This window comes from Singulisphaera acidiphila DSM 18658 (genome assembly GCF_000242455.2).
GTDB lineage: Bacteria > Planctomycetota > Planctomycetia > Isosphaerales > Isosphaeraceae > Singulisphaera > Singulisphaera acidiphila.
In genome coordinates this window covers 7,158,358-7,172,903 of the sequence record NC_019892.1, presented here as the reverse complement: position 1 = coordinate 7,172,903, position 14,546 = coordinate 7,158,358, and the positions used below count along the sequence as shown (strand labels likewise).

At 60.2% G+C, this 14,546-nt stretch carries 14 protein-coding genes; 10 read left to right on the top strand and 4 right to left on the bottom strand.

Annotated features, from left to right (window positions below):
- Window positions 1-188 precede the first annotated feature (188 nt).
- A complete protein-coding gene (locus tag SINAC_RS28105; RefSeq protein WP_015248958.1) occupies window positions 189-1,136 on the bottom strand; it encodes an aldo/keto reductase in 948 nt (315 codons plus the stop codon).
- A 402-nt stretch (window positions 1,137-1,538) separates the two neighbouring features.
- Between SINAC_RS28105 and SINAC_RS28100 the strand changes: the two genes are divergently transcribed.
- Window positions 1,539-1,958 (top strand): STAS domain-containing protein, encoded by a 420-nt coding sequence (locus tag SINAC_RS28100; RefSeq protein ID WP_015248957.1) that lies wholly within the window; start codon window positions 1,539-1,541, stop codon window positions 1,956-1,958.
- A 145-nt stretch (window positions 1,959-2,103) separates the two neighbouring features.
- On the opposite strand, the gene SINAC_RS28095 is transcribed toward SINAC_RS28100, so the two are convergent.
- Window positions 2,104-2,805, bottom strand: coding sequence for an SAM-dependent methyltransferase (locus SINAC_RS28095; RefSeq protein ID WP_015248956.1), 702 nt, complete (start codon window positions 2,803-2,805; stop codon window positions 2,104-2,106).
- A gap of 502 nt (window positions 2,806-3,307) precedes the next feature.
- On the opposite strand from SINAC_RS28095, the gene SINAC_RS28090 reads away from it, so the two are divergent.
- Window positions 3,308-4,039, top strand: a complete 732-nt coding sequence (locus SINAC_RS28090) for a YiiX/YebB-like N1pC/P60 family cysteine hydrolase (protein WP_157579466.1) — start codon at window positions 3,308-3,310, stop codon at window positions 4,037-4,039.
- 43 nt (window positions 4,040-4,082) lie between these two features.
- Here the strand turns inward: SINAC_RS28090 and SINAC_RS28085 are convergent, their stop codons facing one another.
- A complete protein-coding gene (locus tag SINAC_RS28085; protein WP_020467494.1) occupies window positions 4,083-4,613 on the bottom strand; it encodes a DUF2127 domain-containing protein in 531 nt (176 codons plus the stop codon).
- Window positions 4,614-4,763: 150 nt separating this feature from the next.
- Here SINAC_RS28085 and SINAC_RS28080 point away from each other — a divergent pair, with 150 nt between their 5' ends.
- The 3 genes from SINAC_RS28080 (at window position 4,764) to SINAC_RS28070 (ending at window position 7,116) form a co-directional block, all read left to right on the top strand.
- A complete protein-coding gene (locus SINAC_RS28080) occupies window positions 4,764-5,261 on the top strand; it encodes an opioid growth factor receptor-related protein (protein ID WP_015248953.1) in 498 nt (165 codons plus the stop codon).
- Window positions 5,262-5,339: 78 nt separating this feature from the next.
- On the top strand, window positions 5,340-5,699 hold the full coding sequence (locus SINAC_RS28075) for a cupin domain-containing protein (RefSeq protein ID WP_015248952.1): 360 nt from the start codon (window positions 5,340-5,342) through the stop codon (window positions 5,697-5,699).
- Window positions 5,700-5,994: 295 nt separating this feature from the next.
- On the top strand, window positions 5,995-7,116 hold the full coding sequence (locus SINAC_RS28070) for a glucose 1-dehydrogenase (RefSeq protein WP_015248951.1): 1,122 nt from the start codon (window positions 5,995-5,997) through the stop codon (window positions 7,114-7,116).
- Window positions 7,117-7,152: 36 nt separating this feature from the next.
- Here SINAC_RS28070 and SINAC_RS28065 read toward each other — a convergent pair whose 3' ends face one another.
- Complete coding sequence (locus tag SINAC_RS28065) at window positions 7,153-7,446, bottom strand: hypothetical protein (RefSeq protein ID WP_015248950.1); 294 nt, start codon at window positions 7,444-7,446, stop codon at window positions 7,153-7,155.
- A gap of 286 nt (window positions 7,447-7,732) precedes the next feature.
- Here SINAC_RS28065 and SINAC_RS28060 point away from each other — a divergent pair, with 286 nt between their 5' ends.
- The 5 genes from SINAC_RS28060 to SINAC_RS28040 all read left to right on the top strand — a co-directional run bounded on the left by SINAC_RS28060 (window position 7,733) and on the right by SINAC_RS28040 (window position 14,532).
- Entirely contained in the window at window positions 7,733-8,287 is a 555-nt protein-coding gene (locus tag SINAC_RS28060) for a gamma carbonic anhydrase family protein (RefSeq protein WP_015248949.1), read from the top strand.
- Between the two features lie 44 nt (window positions 8,288-8,331).
- Window positions 8,332-9,327, top strand: coding sequence for an SGNH/GDSL hydrolase family protein (locus SINAC_RS28055; protein WP_237722901.1), 996 nt, complete (start codon window positions 8,332-8,334; stop codon window positions 9,325-9,327).
- 243 nt (window positions 9,328-9,570) lie between these two features.
- Window positions 9,571-10,995, top strand: a complete 1,425-nt coding sequence (locus SINAC_RS28050) for an arylsulfatase B (RefSeq protein ID WP_015248946.1) — start codon at window positions 9,571-9,573, stop codon at window positions 10,993-10,995.
- 52 nt (window positions 10,996-11,047) lie between these two features.
- On the top strand, window positions 11,048-12,820 hold the full coding sequence (locus SINAC_RS28045; protein ID WP_015248945.1) for a sulfatase-like hydrolase/transferase: 1,773 nt from the start codon (window positions 11,048-11,050) through the stop codon (window positions 12,818-12,820).
- 419 nt (window positions 12,821-13,239) lie between these two features.
- Entirely contained in the window at window positions 13,240-14,532 is a 1,293-nt protein-coding gene (locus SINAC_RS28040) for a transglutaminase-like domain-containing protein (protein WP_237722902.1), read from the top strand.
- The last annotated feature ends 14 nt before the right edge of the window (window positions 14,533-14,546 follow it).

The following is a 14,546-nucleotide window of genomic DNA, read 5'->3' as shown; positions in this document are numbered from 1 at the left end:
CGCGAGGCCGGCCATCCGCCGGCCTCGCGATTTTTGGTGGGGGTCGCCATGATTAAGCCAATGCTATTGGGTGTTACGGGTTGTACTCAACCCGTGAGCCAAATACCAGGGCTTCCGCTCACGGGTTGAGTCCAACCCGTGGCACCGAGGGCCCGTAAGCTATTCAAAGGAAGACCATGTCCAACGGCTTAGGCGCTCGCCTGGTTCAAGAGGTCGATGGCTGGACCGTCGAGTTCGAGTCGCGTCGCCTCGATCAGATCATCGAGTTGTTCGACGCTGGTGGCGCTGGCGATCGGGGCCGTCACGCTTGGCCGCGCCAGGAGCCAGGCAATCGCAACCCGAGCCGGTGTTGAGGAATAGCGAGCAGCCACATCGTCAAGCGCCGCAAGGATTCGATAGCCGCGGTCGTTCAGATATTTCTTGACCCCCTGCCCTCGTGCGCTCTTGGCGAGATCCGCCTCGGAGCGATACTTCCCGGTGAGAAACCCGCTCGCCAGCGAATAATAGGGGATGACACCAATGCCCGCCTCGCGGCAAACGGGTTCGAGCGCGTCCTCGAATCCGGCGCGTTCGCAAAGGTTGTATTCCGGTTGGAGGCTCTGGTAGGCGGACAAGCTGTTGTCCTTGCTGACCTTGAGTGCCTCGGACAACCGAGCCGCCGAATAGTTCGAGGCGCCGATCGCTCGCACCTTCCCCTGCTCGATCAGCTCATGAAAGGCCCCGAGGGTCTCTTCCAGGGGGGTCTCCGGATCATCCTTGTGAGCCTGGTAGAGATCGATGTGATCGGTCTGGAGCCGTTTCAGAGAGTCTTCCACGGAACGCTTGATGTGCGGCCCGGAAAGACCACTCTTGTCCGGCCCGATCTCCATGCCAACCTTGGTCGCAAGGATGACCTGGTCTCGCTTGCCACTTTGCTTGAGCCACTTGCCGATGATCGTCTCGGATTCTCCCCCTTGATTGCCGGGAGCCCAGCGCGAATAAACATCGGCAGTATCGACAAGTTTAAAACCAGCCGCAACGAATGCGTCGAGCAATCGGAACGACGTTGCCTCGTCGATCGTCCAGCCGAACACATTGCCCCCGAAGGCCAACGGACCGACATCCAAGCCCGAATTTCCAAGCATGTGCATCTTCATGCCCTGATCTCCCAGGTTGATAAAGTGACGGACCTGATTCATTCCCCCCAAGTTACAGAGAACAAGTCGAATACGGCAACTTCTCGACGATGCCTCGCCAAGCCGAAGAGTCACTCACGCCACGGAACTCGGGAAAGGAAATGAATACCGCCAGCAAATTCCTCACAATTACGCCAAACGTCACGATGATCCTTAATCCCCCAAACTCTTGAGAGAAGATCTCGCGACCTGGGAGGCTCGTCCTCCGTATGATAGATTTTCGGACCGAATCAGTCGCGTTGAGCCATGCGAGTTCAAGGCTTCGAGGGTTCGACAATCCGTCAGGAACGCAGGGATTGCGCCTGACCTTGGGATGCACGGATGTGTTCACCCCGATCTTGTTCTCCAGGAAGGTCCCGTTCGATGTCGTCAGACTCTCCCTTCTACCAAACGGCACAGACCGATGGGGTATCGATCGTCACGGTCCTCGACCCCGAACTCCTGAAAGGGGAAAAAGAGACGTTTTACGGGCTGGCGGAAAGCCTTGCCGCTGACGTTACGTCCCAAGGCGTCGTCCTGAACCTCGCCAACGTCCGGGTTTTCCAGAGTACGATGCTCGGCGTCATGATCAACTTCCAGAAACGGCTCAAAGAGCATGAAAAGGGCCTTCGACTCTGTTCGGTCGACTCACAGGTACTTCGGGTCTTCCAACTCACGAAGATGGACCAGATCTTCGACATTCAACCGAACGAATCGGCCGCGATCCAATCGATTCAGGGAAAGTTGGGATCGGGCTGGCTTTCCAAGCTTCGGGGAATGTTCGGCAATTCCCATGGCCATTGAATCACTGAGTCTGTCTTGAGACCGGACAAGCCGAGTGTTCCGTGCGGACTCCACTCGGCGGTCCGGCTGGGGATTCTCGGCCATCAGGCCAGCAGTAGGCATGAATTTATTGTAAAATCCACGATTTCACAAATATATTTGGCTCTTATGGTTTTTCCTCTTCCCAAGGCACGACCCACAGATAGACCGTGTGCTCCTCCCTGTCATCGTTCACGCGAAGGCTCACCGTCTTCTTTGGCTTCGCTCCTCTCATGTCAAAGTCGTGCGAAACGATCCGCGTTCCAGGCTTGAGTTGGCGGAGTTTTGGCATGAGCCTGACGTTCAGTTCCGGCAGCAAGTAGAGGGTCACAACGTCGGCCTCGGCCAGGTCTACCTCGAAAAAGTCTTCTTGCCGAATGGTCACCAGGCTCTCGACTCCGTTCCTCCGAACGTTTTCGCGCGACTCATAGATCCGTTTCGGATCGATGTCATATCCGGTCCCCTTGGCTCCATATTTCTTCGCCGCCGTGACCACGATTCGCCCGTCGCCGCACCCGAGGTCGTGGAGGTTGTCTCCTTTGCGGACCTCAGCCAGCTCAAGCATCTTGTCCACAACCGGCTGGGGGGTTGGGACGTAGATGACGTCGGGCCATTTCTTCTTTTTCTGGGGTCGGCCTGGATCTTGCCCGTCGGCGGGTGCCGTGGGAACGTCCGGACTCTTCGCCTGCGCTGAGACTACGGCCCCAGGCCGGCGCGAGGAATGACCTTCCTCCGAGTGAGCTCGCGACACATCGAAGAGCAGACAGAATGCGACAGCAAGCGATGCCGTTCGTTGGCCGAGGAAGCACGGTTTCCCAGAGGATTGCATCGTGGCCTCCTAAAAAAGAGCGGTTTTCGTTCAGGTCGATCACGGGCCGAGCAAACAGAGTCGTGAGAGCCCGTACTCAGCCCCTGGTCTTCTGACCCACGCACCGGGGGCCGAGTATGGACCCCGCCACGCCGATGTAAGCACTTCGATGGTAAACCGCTCTCTGCAAAGAAAACTGGCCGGCGAACCAGACCGTATTGAGCGATCCCCTTTGGATATTGGACCACAGCGGAAACAAGCGGTGACAAGAAAACCGTTCGGAGAAGCCCGTTCGGAGTTTCAAGAGAGCCTTGCGTTCATGACGATCATCTCTGCTAGGCATAAAGCGACGCTCAGCGGGTGCGCGTCGACGGGAGAAGGCATGGAAGCCGTGGCGTTTGTGAAGCAGCCCGCTCGCGCGAGGCGAAGATTCTCGCGCACAGGCCGACGACAACAATGGGTGTTGGCCTGCGCATTGCTAAGCCAGGCCGGCTGCTCCAGTACGGGAGATTTGACCAGTCAGATGGTCCCCCATTCCTGGCGCGGGAACCCCTGGGGCCCTGACGCCGAGACGGCCCGGCATTGCAGACGGCTCCCCACGATTCCGTCCAATCCACCGATGTGCGCTTGGGATGCTTGGGGCCGGGCCAATTTGCGCGACGGTGATATCGTCTTTCGAATGGGGGACGCCCGCCTCGCGTTCGGGCTCTACCCGTTCTCAAAGATTTCGGCCGAAATGGCCGGCAGCCGCTATTCGCACACAGGAATCGTCGCCTTGGAAAACGGCGAACCCGTGGTCTACGACACGTATAAGTCAGGCCCTCGCAAACAGCCCTTCTCAATCTGGGTCCTCGACGTTGCGGGGGCCATCGCCGTGAAGCGGCCTGACGCCGACAGCCAGCGATTCGTGAACGACGCGGTCGCGTTCTGCCGGGACACCTATCAACGCCAAGTCCCGTTCGACAAACGACTCAGCCTTGATGACGACCGGTTCTACTGCATCGAGTTCACGGAGCGGGCCTACCGATCCGCAGGCCTGGTCCTCTCCGAACCCATTCGCATCGACCACCTTCCTTGTTATCAGCACTTCCCGAAAGCCGTCTGGCTCGCGCGTCACTTCTCGTCGATCCGGCCCGACCAGTCGGCCTTTGTCATCGGCAATGACTCGGTCGGAATCTGGTCGAACCCCGCGCTCCTCTTGATCTACGAGGCGCCCGACGCTCGCCTTCCTTACGCCAAACTCAGCGCACCGTGAAGACGGCACGCGGGAGGCATGGCGAGGAGTTGCTCAAGCCGGATCAACCGGGCCTGTCTTTGCAATCAGAGGGTGTTCCGCCAGGCTCCCGCTGAGTTCGACGGCTCATGTCACTACGGATCGCCCCAATGAGGTAGGCCACGATCGCCACATTGGCCAAGAGAACCGTGATTCTCAACGGGCCGGCTTTCTTGAAAACCTCGTAGACCTCCAGAGGGATCAGAAGGCTGGTCGTGACAACGACAAGGTACTCGGCCCACCGCTTCTGGAGGAACAGGCCAACCCCCTCGATACTGTAGAGGAGGCCGTAGAAAAGGATCCCCGCCCCGATCACTTCAAGACGTTTTTCGCTGAGACCGGAAAGCCGAGCGATGGCCGAGCGGAAGAGTTCGTCCTCAGGGTCGAACCGCAACCGCGCCGCGAGTCGGATCACGCCGACGAGGATGTCGTTCGGTTTAAGCCGAAGTACGACCCCACCCCCAATGAGCAATGCGACGGCCTTCGCGAGCTTATAGCCCCCGATCACCGAAAGTCCCAAGGAACGATGATGGCGGTCCTGGCTCTTCGAAATCAATCGCCCCCCTCGCAAACGCGCTGATCAACGGTTCGAGGTGTCTCGCTGGCCGGTGTCTTGACCCCCGTGTGAAACCGCCCCTGGCACACAGGTTGCCGTCGGGATACGATCGACCGCAGCAGCCTTCAGGTCTCGGGGAAGGTCTTCACAATGTCGCAGCTTACCGAATTCTACAAGGGAGCCGGCAGAGATAGCGAGGGGCGGTCGATCGCCATGATCTGGGCGTACAGCCACGCTCAGTGGGAGGCATCGCATGATTTCATCCAATGGCTATTCCCGCTACGGCTCCCGAGCCGGTTCAACCCCGATGCCCCTCGGCTCACGGAAGTCGACGTGGCCGAGTTTCACGCCAGCCCTACGCTTCGTGACAACCTCAGACGCTCCCTTACGCTCTTTCTCGACTTCCTGGGTCTGCGTGAAATCGAAGGCCGGGTCATCAAGACGGACGAATTCGATCGACAAGGGATTTTCCAGAGTCCCAACCATCACTGGCTGAGGATCACGCGCGTCTTGACCAGCACCAGAACCCTCGGACTGGAGCCGGAATGCCTGGCCTTCTTTGCATGCTTGAAGCAACTGCGGGATGAAGGCGGGTCGGGAATCACAACGGACACGTTCCGGTACTGGGAAGAGGCCGCGACCGGCTGACGTTCAGAAATACCATGCGCGCCGCTCGTTTCCGGTCGACTCGCTCAAGAATCTCGCGTCATCAAGGAGAATTCGCGGATGCCCGCCAGCCCAGGCCGTTGTCAGGTCGTCGACTTTGCCACGATCCCAGGCGTCCCTTGTCCGTGCGGCCTCGCGCGGAGAGCGTTTTCCGACGTTGACGAGTTTCCGGGAACGATTCACGTCACCGAGATCTCCGCCACCGCCCAGCGCCACTACCACCGGCGGCTCACGGAGACCTACTACATCCTCGAATGTGCCCCGCACGCCACGATCCAACTCGACGATGAGGAGGTCTCCCTCAGGCCGGGCGTCTGCGTCGTTATCCCGCCGGGAGTCCGCCATCGCGCCGTGGGCAAGATGAAGGTCTTGATCGTCGTCTTCCCGAAATTTGATCCCGAGGACGAATGGTTCGACTGAGGTTGAAGACAGGACCAGGGCAGACCTGACCGCCCCGTTCTCATTCCCCCGTCTGTGACGATTCCCTCGTGGACGCTTCTCAATTCGTGGAGATTATTGCAGTATAGGACTCTGCGCGAGAATCGAGAGGCTCGGCACGCCAGGTTAACGTCTGGCCCGGATGCTGGATCTCGATTTGTGTGGCCAGGTTATGGCAAACGAACATCCACCGGACCGGGGTCGTCGTGCCCTGCGTCCTTCGTCGTCGCGTGACGACACATACGTCTTTATTCCTCGATAACGAGTCGATTTCCCGATGAAAGCCGTTGCCGTTCTGCCAGGAAAACCGAACAGCGTCCATCTCCAAGAGATCCCCGTGCCGAAGGTCACCGACCAGCCGCACCCGCACGTCTGTCGGATTCCTGAAGGGCGCGGCGTGCTGGTCAAGGTCCTTCAGATCGGCGTCGACGCCACCGACCGCGAGATCAACGAAGCGCTCTACGGCAACGCCCCTCCGGGCGGGGAGCATCTCGTCATTGGCCACGAGAGCTTTGGCCAGGTCGTCGAGGTTGGCGACAAGGTGATCGAGGTCAAGCCAGGCGACTACGTGACCTGCACGGTGCGGCGCCCCGGCGGTTCCTTGTTCGACAAGATCGGCCGAAACGACATCACGAGCGAGGAAGTTTACTACGAACGAGGCATCAACCTTTGCCACGGCTACTTGACTGAGTACTTCGTCGACGACGCGGAATTCATGGTCAAGGTGCCCCAGAACCTCAAGCATCTCGGCGTGCTCTCCGAACCGGCCAGTGTCTGTGCCAAGGCGATCGAACAGGCATACCTCGCCCAGCAGCGGTTGCAGGTCTGGAACCCGCTGCGTGCGTTCGTCCTCGGCGCGGGGCAGATTGGCTTGCTCGCCACGATGATGCTCAGACTTCGTGGTCTCCAAGTGTTCACACTCGCGACCAAGCCAGGTCCCCACCTCAAGTCCGAGCTCGCCGAGGCCTACGGGGCCACTTATGTGAGCACAAAACAGACGTCGATGAAGAAACTCACGGAGCAAGTCGGCAAACCCGACCTCATCTTCGAGGCGACCGGCAACGCAGAGGCTTGCTTTCGCGCGATGGAAGTTCTCGCGCACAATGGCGCTCTGATCTGGACGAGCATCACGGGAGGGTCACACGAGGTCTCCATCGATGCCGCCAAGATCAACCTCGAATGGGTCCTCGGCAACAAGCTGCTCGTCTCGAGCGTCAACGGCAACCGCCGCCACTTTGAGTTGGGGATCCAGGCGCTCTCGCACGGCGAGCACACTTATCCGGGCGTCACCGAACGGATCCTCACACACCCCGTCGCGGGCCTCGAGAACTACAAGGAAATGATGCAGATTCTCGAAGATAATCAAGCGCTCAAGGTCTACGTCGACGTCGCCAAGTAACCGCCCGCGTCTTCAAGGGATCGTTGGCCCGTCGACCTAAAAGGTTGTCACCTGCGGTTGCCCGTTGGCATCCCCACGGACGACGGCCACGATCCGAGGACCGAGGAGCACGACCAGATCCTTCGACTCGAATCCGGTCCCCCCCGTCCCCTGGAATCGTTCGCAGAGATAGGCGATCACATGCTCCAGGGTCGCCTTGAGTGGGGCCTCGATGGAGAAGGAGGTCGCATACCCGTCCTCGTCATAGACCCGATAGTGGGTCCGGCGAAACTCGGGCGACTCCCGAACTCGAGGAACAGGGCGTTCGATCGGCCCCGTAAAGTCGTGCATTGCGATTCCACCCCTTCCGGCAAAAATCCCCGCTTCGAAAAGTCGCCGGTTCCTGTCCCGTTCGGTGGAACGGTGGAAGGGAGCGAGACAAGCCGCAAAGGCTCCTCTTGACTCATTGTCGCCGCCCTCTCCTCCCATGACCACCCGGAAGTGGGGTGTGTCGACCGAGATTCGCGTCTGGCATAATCTCGATCGTCGACGGATCCCTCTTTCCCGGCCACCTGACGATGGTCGAGAGAGATTTCCAGGGTGACCCCGTTCCGATCTTGGCTGGGATTCTTTACGCATGATCGAGTCCACGGCATTCATCGCGCGAACGGCCATCGTCCTCGGTGACGTCCACCTCGGGAAATTGGCAAACCTCTGGTATCACGCCGTACTCCGAGGCGATACCGAGCGAATCGTGGTCGGCAACGAGACCAATATCCAGGACCTCTCCATGGTCCACGCCGACCCAGGGTTCCCTTGCCTCATCGGCAATCGAGTCACGGTGGGACATCGAGTCATTCTTCACGGATGTACCGTCGAAGATGCCTGTTTGATTGGCATGGGTTCGATCCTCCTCAACGGCGTTCGGGTAGGGCGAGGCTCGGTCATTGGAGCGGGGGCCGTCCTGGTTGAGGGTACGGTCGTCCCGCCGGGATCATTGGTTCTGGGCATTCCGGGACGCGTCGTCCGCGAGGTTGACGAAATCATGCACGATCGAATCGACCGGAGTTGGCGTCATTACGTCGCCATGGCCGATCGACATCGACGCGGTCAGTTCCTGATCCATCCCCCAACGGATGGAAACGATGCCGCCGACAGCCTTCTCGAGCAGACGGAGGAAATGGATTCATGACCCCAAGTCACAGCATGACGATCGGCGATCATCGGAGGGAGCCCATGAAGAGCCAAAGAGGATGGGTCGCAGCATTGGTTTTCGGCGCGGGCTTACTGGCATTCATCCCAGGTGCTCGAGGTGAGGAGTCGCCGTTCGAAGGGGTGCGCCGAGTGCTTTTCTTGGGGGATAGCATCACGTATTCGGGGCAGTACATCGAGTACGTGGAGACAGCCCTACGGGCGCGGAATCCGTCTCTCCATTGCGAATTCCTCAACCTTGGGCTGCCGAGCGAGACGGTCTCCGGGCTCACGGAACCCGGACACGCCGGGGGCCAATTTTCACGCCCCGACCTCCACGAACGGCTCGAACGGATCCTGGAACAGTCGAAGCCCGAGTGGATCGTCATCTGCTACGGCATGAATGATGGAATCTATTCCCCGCTCGACGATGCGCGATTCAAGAAATTCCAGGACGGCATTCACTTTGTGCGAGCCCGTGCCCAAGCCAAGGGCGCCAAGGTCCTCCACCTCACGCCGCCTGTCTTCGACCCGCTACCGATCATGGCACACACTCTCCCGGCCGGTCTCGAGGAATACCGTCAACCTTACCAAGGCTACAACGAGGTTCTTGACCGCTATTCCGAATGGCTGATGGGCCAAAAAGCCCAAGGGTGGGACGTGTTGGATATCCACGGGCCGTTGAACCAATACCTTGCCAAGCAACGGAGCACCGATCCCAAGTTTCTCCTCGCGGGCGATGGGGTCCACATGAATTCGACCGGGCACTGGATCATGGCCCGCGAACTCCTGGCACACTGGAAGGTCCCTGCCGCCGACCTGGCTGCGCCAAGCGGCGAAGAAGCCTTGGCCGCAATGCCCCAGGGCACCGCACTCTTGAAACTCGTCCAAAAACGCCAGCGCCTGCTCAAAGACGCCTGGCTCACCGCGACGGGCCACACTCGCCCCGGCATGAAGCAAGGCGTTTCTCTTGAGCAGGCCGAACGCCAAGCCGCCGACATCGAGGCTGAAATCGTGGGCTTGGTTACGCCGAAACCATGAGCCCAATCAAGTCGGATGGCAAGGGGAAAAAATGCGGCTCCAAGAACGATACCCGAGTCGTCGATCCAGGGTTTAACCTGACGACTTGATCCCTGGTCAGTCCCTTTTTGGGGTCTGGCCATTGATCTGTGTGCTGATTTTTCTCGGGGTCGCGTTCAACGATCGACGCGACCCAAGCCTCATTTGGACCACGGACTCGCCGCCGCTCGTTTCCGGCGAAGTCGATGACTCGGAGAAGGGCTCATGCGTTCGATGAGGTCGCTATTCGGTTGCCTGAGTACGTCCTACGTGCTGGCACTGGTCATTCCGTCGATGGTATGGGCTGCGGACCAGCCATTGAAGTCGGCGAAGCCGAACGTGGTCTTGATCCTCGCGGACGACATGGGATGGGGCGACGTCGGCTGGCACGACAGCGAGATCAAAACACCCCACCTCGACAAGCTCGCCGCCTCCGGCACCAGGCTGGAGCAATTCTATGTTCAACCGGTCTGTTCACCGACTCGGGCCGCCTTGATGACGGGTCGGTATCCGATGCGTCACGGACTTCAAGTAGGCGTCGTGCGCCCCTGGGCGCAATACGGGCTCCCTTTGAACGAGCGGACGCTTCCCCAGGCCTTGAAGGAGGTCGGCTACGAGACAGCCATCTGTGGCAAGTGGCACCTCGGCCACTTCCAACCGGAATACCTTCCTACTCACCGTGGGTTCGACCACCAGTACGGGCACTATAACGGAGCACTCGACTACTTCACGCACATCCGCGATGGTGGCTTCGACTGGCATCGTGACGACCGGGTCAATCGTGACGAAGGGTACAGCACTCACCTGATCGGCCGCGAGGCCACGCGGATCATCGGTCATCACGACACATCGAAGCCGCTTTTCCTTTACGTCCCGTTCAACGCGGTCCATGCGCCTCACCAGGTTCCCGAGAAGTATAAGGAGCCTTACTCCAAGCTGAAGGAACCGCGACGGACTTATGCGGGGATGCTCGCGGCAATGGACGAGGCTGTGGGACAGATTGCCTCGGCCATCGACGGCAAGGGGATGCGGTCCAATACGATTTTCCTCTTCTCAAGCGACAACGGTGGGCCGGCCCCAGGGCAAGTGACGAGCAACGGTCCGCTCCGTGGCCAGAAAGGCACGCTCTACGAGGGGGGAGTCCGCGTCCCGGCGTTCATCTCCTGGGAGGGGCACCTCCGACCCGGAACCGTCGTCAATGCGCCGCTTCATATCGTCGACCTCTTCCCGACGCTCTTGACCCTCGCGGGCGCTCCGCTCGAGCAGTCTTTGCCGACCGATGGCCGGGACGCCTGGACCGCCATCGCGCACCATGGGCCTTCGCCTCACGATGCCATTCTTCTGAACACGACCCCTGATTCCGGTGCGATTCGCGTTGGTGACTGGAAACTTATACTGAACGCGTCCCGGATTGATCCGGAAGGTGAAACGAAGGTCGCGAAGAAAGCCAGAGCCCCGCGCGATTCCGTCGAGCTTTTCCACATCTCGCAAGACCCGTTCGAAAAGAAAAACCTGGCGACCGCGCACCCGGAAAAGGTCAAAGAACTCAAAGCACGGTATGAGAAGTTCGCCGCCGAGGCGGTGGCCCCCAAGGTCGCTCCCATGGCCAAGGGCTTCCACGCCCCCAAAATCTGGGGCGAGTCGGACTAAATCCCATGGTCAACTATCGAACGGCGAGTGCGCCACCGAGAAGGATATCTCCATGAGACATTGCCTCTTGCTTTTCGTCGTGGCCTTGCTCCTTCAAAATTCCGCACCCGCCGTCGAGCCCCCCAACGTGGTCGTCATCCTCGCTGACGACCAAGGGTGGGGTGACCTGAGCGTCCACGGCAACACCAACCTCAAGACCCCGAACATCGATTCGCTGGCACGCGACGGCGCACTTTTCGAGCGATTCTACGTTTGCCCGGTCTGCGCACCAACCCGAGCCGAATTCCTGACAGGACGATACCACCCTCGAGGCGGCGTGCGCGGGGTGACAAGCGGTGGGGAACGACTTGACCTGAATGAGAAGACAATCGCGGAGACGTTCAAAAGTGCAGGCTATGCCACGGGAGCGTTCGGCAAGTGGCACAACGGCACTCAATTCCCTTATCATCCCAATGCGCGTGGATTCGACGAGTACTACGGCTTCACCTCCGGGCACTGGGGCGAATACTTCGACCCGCCACTCGAGCACAACGGCCGGCCAGTCCAAGGCAACGGTTTCATCACCGACGACTTGACCGACCATGCGATCTCGTTCATCAAGGCCAGCAAGGATCGCCCCTTCTTTTGCTATTTGCCGTTCAATACTCCGCACTCGCCCATGCAGGTTCCCGACCGGTTTTATGACAAGTTCAAAAATGCCGCCCTGAAGCTGCGAGCCCATGATGCCGAGCGCGAAGACTTGATGATGACCCGTGCAGCACTCGCGATGTGTGAAAACATTGACGAGAACGTCGGGCGCGTGCTCAAGACGCTCGAGGATTTGAGCCTGGATCAGAAAACGATCGTTCTCTACTTCTCCGACAATGGGCCGAACAGTTGGCGCTGGAACGGTGGGATGCGTGGGCGAAAAGGATCGACGGATGAAGGGGGAGTTCGCTCGCCCCTCTTGATCCGATGGCCGAAACAGATCCGACCCGAGACCCGGGTGGCGAAGATCTCCGCAGCCATCGACTTGCTGCCGACGCTCACCGACCTGGCTGGCATCCCGGTCAAATCGGACAAACCCTTGGACGGCGTCAGCGTCGCGCCCCTCCTCCTCGGCACCGCCTTCGAGAATCAGGCGGATCGAATGATCTTCTCGCACTGGAACGGCAAGGTGAGCGTCCGAACCCAAGACTTTCGTCTCGACGCCACCCACCGACTCTACGACATGGTGCGTGACCCGGGGCAACAGCACGACGTGGCACGTGATCGCCCCGAGGTTGCCTCGCGTCTGACTCAGGCCGTTGCCCGCTGGAAAGCAGATGTCCTCGCCGACCTCAAGCAAGATGACCGACCATTCCCCGTCGGCTATCGCGCCTTTCCCATCACGGTCCTCCCCGCCCGTGATGGCCTACCTCACGGCAATGTGCGGCGAAGCGCCAATGCGCCTAACTGCTCGTACTTCACGAACTGGACCAGCGCCGACGATCGGATCACCTGGGACATTGAGGTGAGCACCGGAGGGCGATATGAAGCGGTGATTCAGTACACCTGCGCGGCCACGGACGTCGGATCAGAAATCGAGTTGAGCCTCAACGAGCATCGATTTCGAGGCAAGGTCATCGACGCGCACGATCCGCCACTCCGGGGAAAGGAGCACGATCGCGTACTGCGTAGTGGCGAATCCTATGTGAAAGACTTCAAACCACTGAGCCTCGGAAACGCCACGCTCAAGCCAGGACGCGGACTGCTCACCCTCCGTGCGCTCTCCGTTCCCGGCCAGCGGGTCATCGATGTGCGATCGGTGGTCCTCACGCTCGTCGAACCGGACAGTCCGCGCTGAGTACCGACGCCAGGCTACAGGAAACTCTTTGAGAATCCCCCTGGCGTGTCAAACCACGGGGGTTTTACCGAAGGTGGCGGATTCATCGCCGTGACCCGCGAATCGTCGCAAACGTGCAGGAAAGGTCATGTCTTACCGCCTTACCCGGGTCCGATAATCTCGCACGGAAGCCTCGTCAAGAACCTCGGCGCGATCGTCCTCGCCCTTGGTTTTGACTCCAAACGAGGCTCCGGGAACCTGTCGGTATGGCTGGGGCCACAAACTTGCCGGCGACTCGCCTGGGGCCACTCCTCATCGGAGCCCTGGTCGTCCTCTCAGGCTTCGCAACGGGCGAGACGCTGAGCGGAAAAATTCGTTCGATCGATAGGACAGCTCATACTGTCAACATCCGCACCTTGGGTTCGGAAAAGGACCGTACCTTGCGTATCGGTCGAGAGACCGTCATCGCGGGGCTTCCTGGAGTTGGCGATTGGGCGGGCCTGAGTGCCGGTCAGGTCATCATCGCTGCGCTTGATGCCGAGACCACGACCATCAAAAAGCTTCAGGTCGTCATGTCTCCGGCGCTCACGGGAACGCCACCTCCTCGCCAGCCCACCACGCAATCGCTCACAAAGCCACAATCCCCTGAGATCCGAGGCGAACTTACACGGGCAGACGCCAACCGCGCGTATCGCTTGTCGACCGAGACGGTCAGGTCGATTGATGCGGTCCTGACGTATGAAATGATGGTGCCCGGCGTGACGGCAAGGGAGTGGGTTGTGGTCGCGGCTCAGGCCCCGGAATTGCCCGGTCAGATGAACGCGCGCTCTTCGTTGGATCCGGGTGGCCAACCCACCTGGGACTTGAGCCCTGGATCTCGCCCCTTGCTCGTCAGCCGGGTCGCAGCAGACTCGCACGGGACGTCCAACAAGATCGCGGCACGCGTCCAGTATCAGGCCACGCTCTTGTCGCGTCACCTCGAGCGACGCCAAGCCGGTGACGAGGGGACGGAGACCGATCCGATTCCGCTGGGCAACGTGGAAAGACAACGGGCACTGGCGCGCGGTGGGACCTATGAGTTGGATGCGCCCGAGTTCCGTCGCTGGTTGAGCGCAGAATCTTTGGCGATGAACCCTCGAGAGTCAGAGATTGACTACGCCCGACGCGTCTTTCTCGTCCTCAAACGAAGTTTCACCTACGAATTCCAAGAGCGAATGGATCGGCGTCTCTCGCGAGTCTGTACGCTCCGACGGTCCGATTGCGGCGGGCTGTCGATCCTCCTGGTCGCGGCCCTCCGAACTCAGGGGATTCCAGCCCGGATCTTGGTCGGCCGCTGGGCCAAGTCCGCCGAGCCAGGCGCGCAGCTCGGTGGGGTCGACTATTACCAGTGGCACGTGAAAGCGGAGTTCTACGCGGATGGGGTTGGCTGGATCCCGGCCGACCCCGCCGCAGGCCTCGTCTACGACCAGGCCCCTGACGGCCTTCGTTACTTCGGACACGACGAGGGGGACTTTCTCACCTTGCACGTGGACCCCGACCTGGTCCTCGACACGGTGCACTTCGGAGCGCAACCGACTCCCTTCCTCAATGGCGGGCTCGGCGTCTGGGTCGTCGGCACCGGCTCACTCGTGAATCCGAGAGTCCGCCAGGATTGGCTGGTCCGCGAGGTCGGAGCGCCCTCGCGACCCCGCCGGTTGGCCGAATCGTCGAGGGGCACTCCGACCTCGCGCTAGCCGCCGCTCATCGT

Excerpts from the sequence above, each read along its gene's own strand:
- SINAC_RS28105 (WP_015248958.1), bottom strand. The coding sequence starts at position 1,136 with ATGAAGATGCACATGCTTGGAAATTCGGGCTTGGATGTCGGTCCGTTG.
- SINAC_RS28095 (WP_015248956.1), bottom strand. The coding sequence starts at position 2,805 with ATGCAATCCTCTGGGAAACCGTGCTTCCTCGGCCAACGAACGGCATCG.
- SINAC_RS28050 (WP_015248946.1), top strand. The coding sequence starts at position 9,571 with ATGCGTTCGATGAGGTCGCTATTCGGTTGCCTGAGTACGTCCTACGTG.
- SINAC_RS28045 (WP_015248945.1), top strand. The coding sequence starts at position 11,048 with ATGAGACATTGCCTCTTGCTTTTCGTCGTGGCCTTGCTCCTTCAAAAT.
- SINAC_RS28090 (WP_157579466.1), top strand. The coding sequence starts at position 3,308 with ATGGTCCCCCATTCCTGGCGCGGGAACCCCTGGGGCCCTGACGCCGAG.
- SINAC_RS28055 (WP_237722901.1), top strand. The coding sequence starts at position 8,332 with ATGAAGAGCCAAAGAGGATGGGTCGCAGCATTGGTTTTCGGCGCGGGC.
- SINAC_RS28100 (WP_015248957.1), top strand. The coding sequence starts at position 1,539 with ATGTCGTCAGACTCTCCCTTCTACCAAACGGCACAGACCGATGGGGTA.
- SINAC_RS28075 (WP_015248952.1), top strand. The coding sequence starts at position 5,340 with ATGCCCGCCAGCCCAGGCCGTTGTCAGGTCGTCGACTTTGCCACGATC.
- SINAC_RS28070 (WP_015248951.1), top strand. The coding sequence starts at position 5,995 with ATGAAAGCCGTTGCCGTTCTGCCAGGAAAACCGAACAGCGTCCATCTC.
- SINAC_RS28065 (WP_015248950.1), bottom strand. The coding sequence starts at position 7,446 with ATGCACGACTTTACGGGGCCGATCGAACGCCCTGTTCCTCGAGTTCGG.
- SINAC_RS28080 (WP_015248953.1), top strand. The coding sequence starts at position 4,764 with ATGTCGCAGCTTACCGAATTCTACAAGGGAGCCGGCAGAGATAGCGAG.
- SINAC_RS28060 (WP_015248949.1), top strand. The coding sequence starts at position 7,733 with ATGATCGAGTCCACGGCATTCATCGCGCGAACGGCCATCGTCCTCGGT.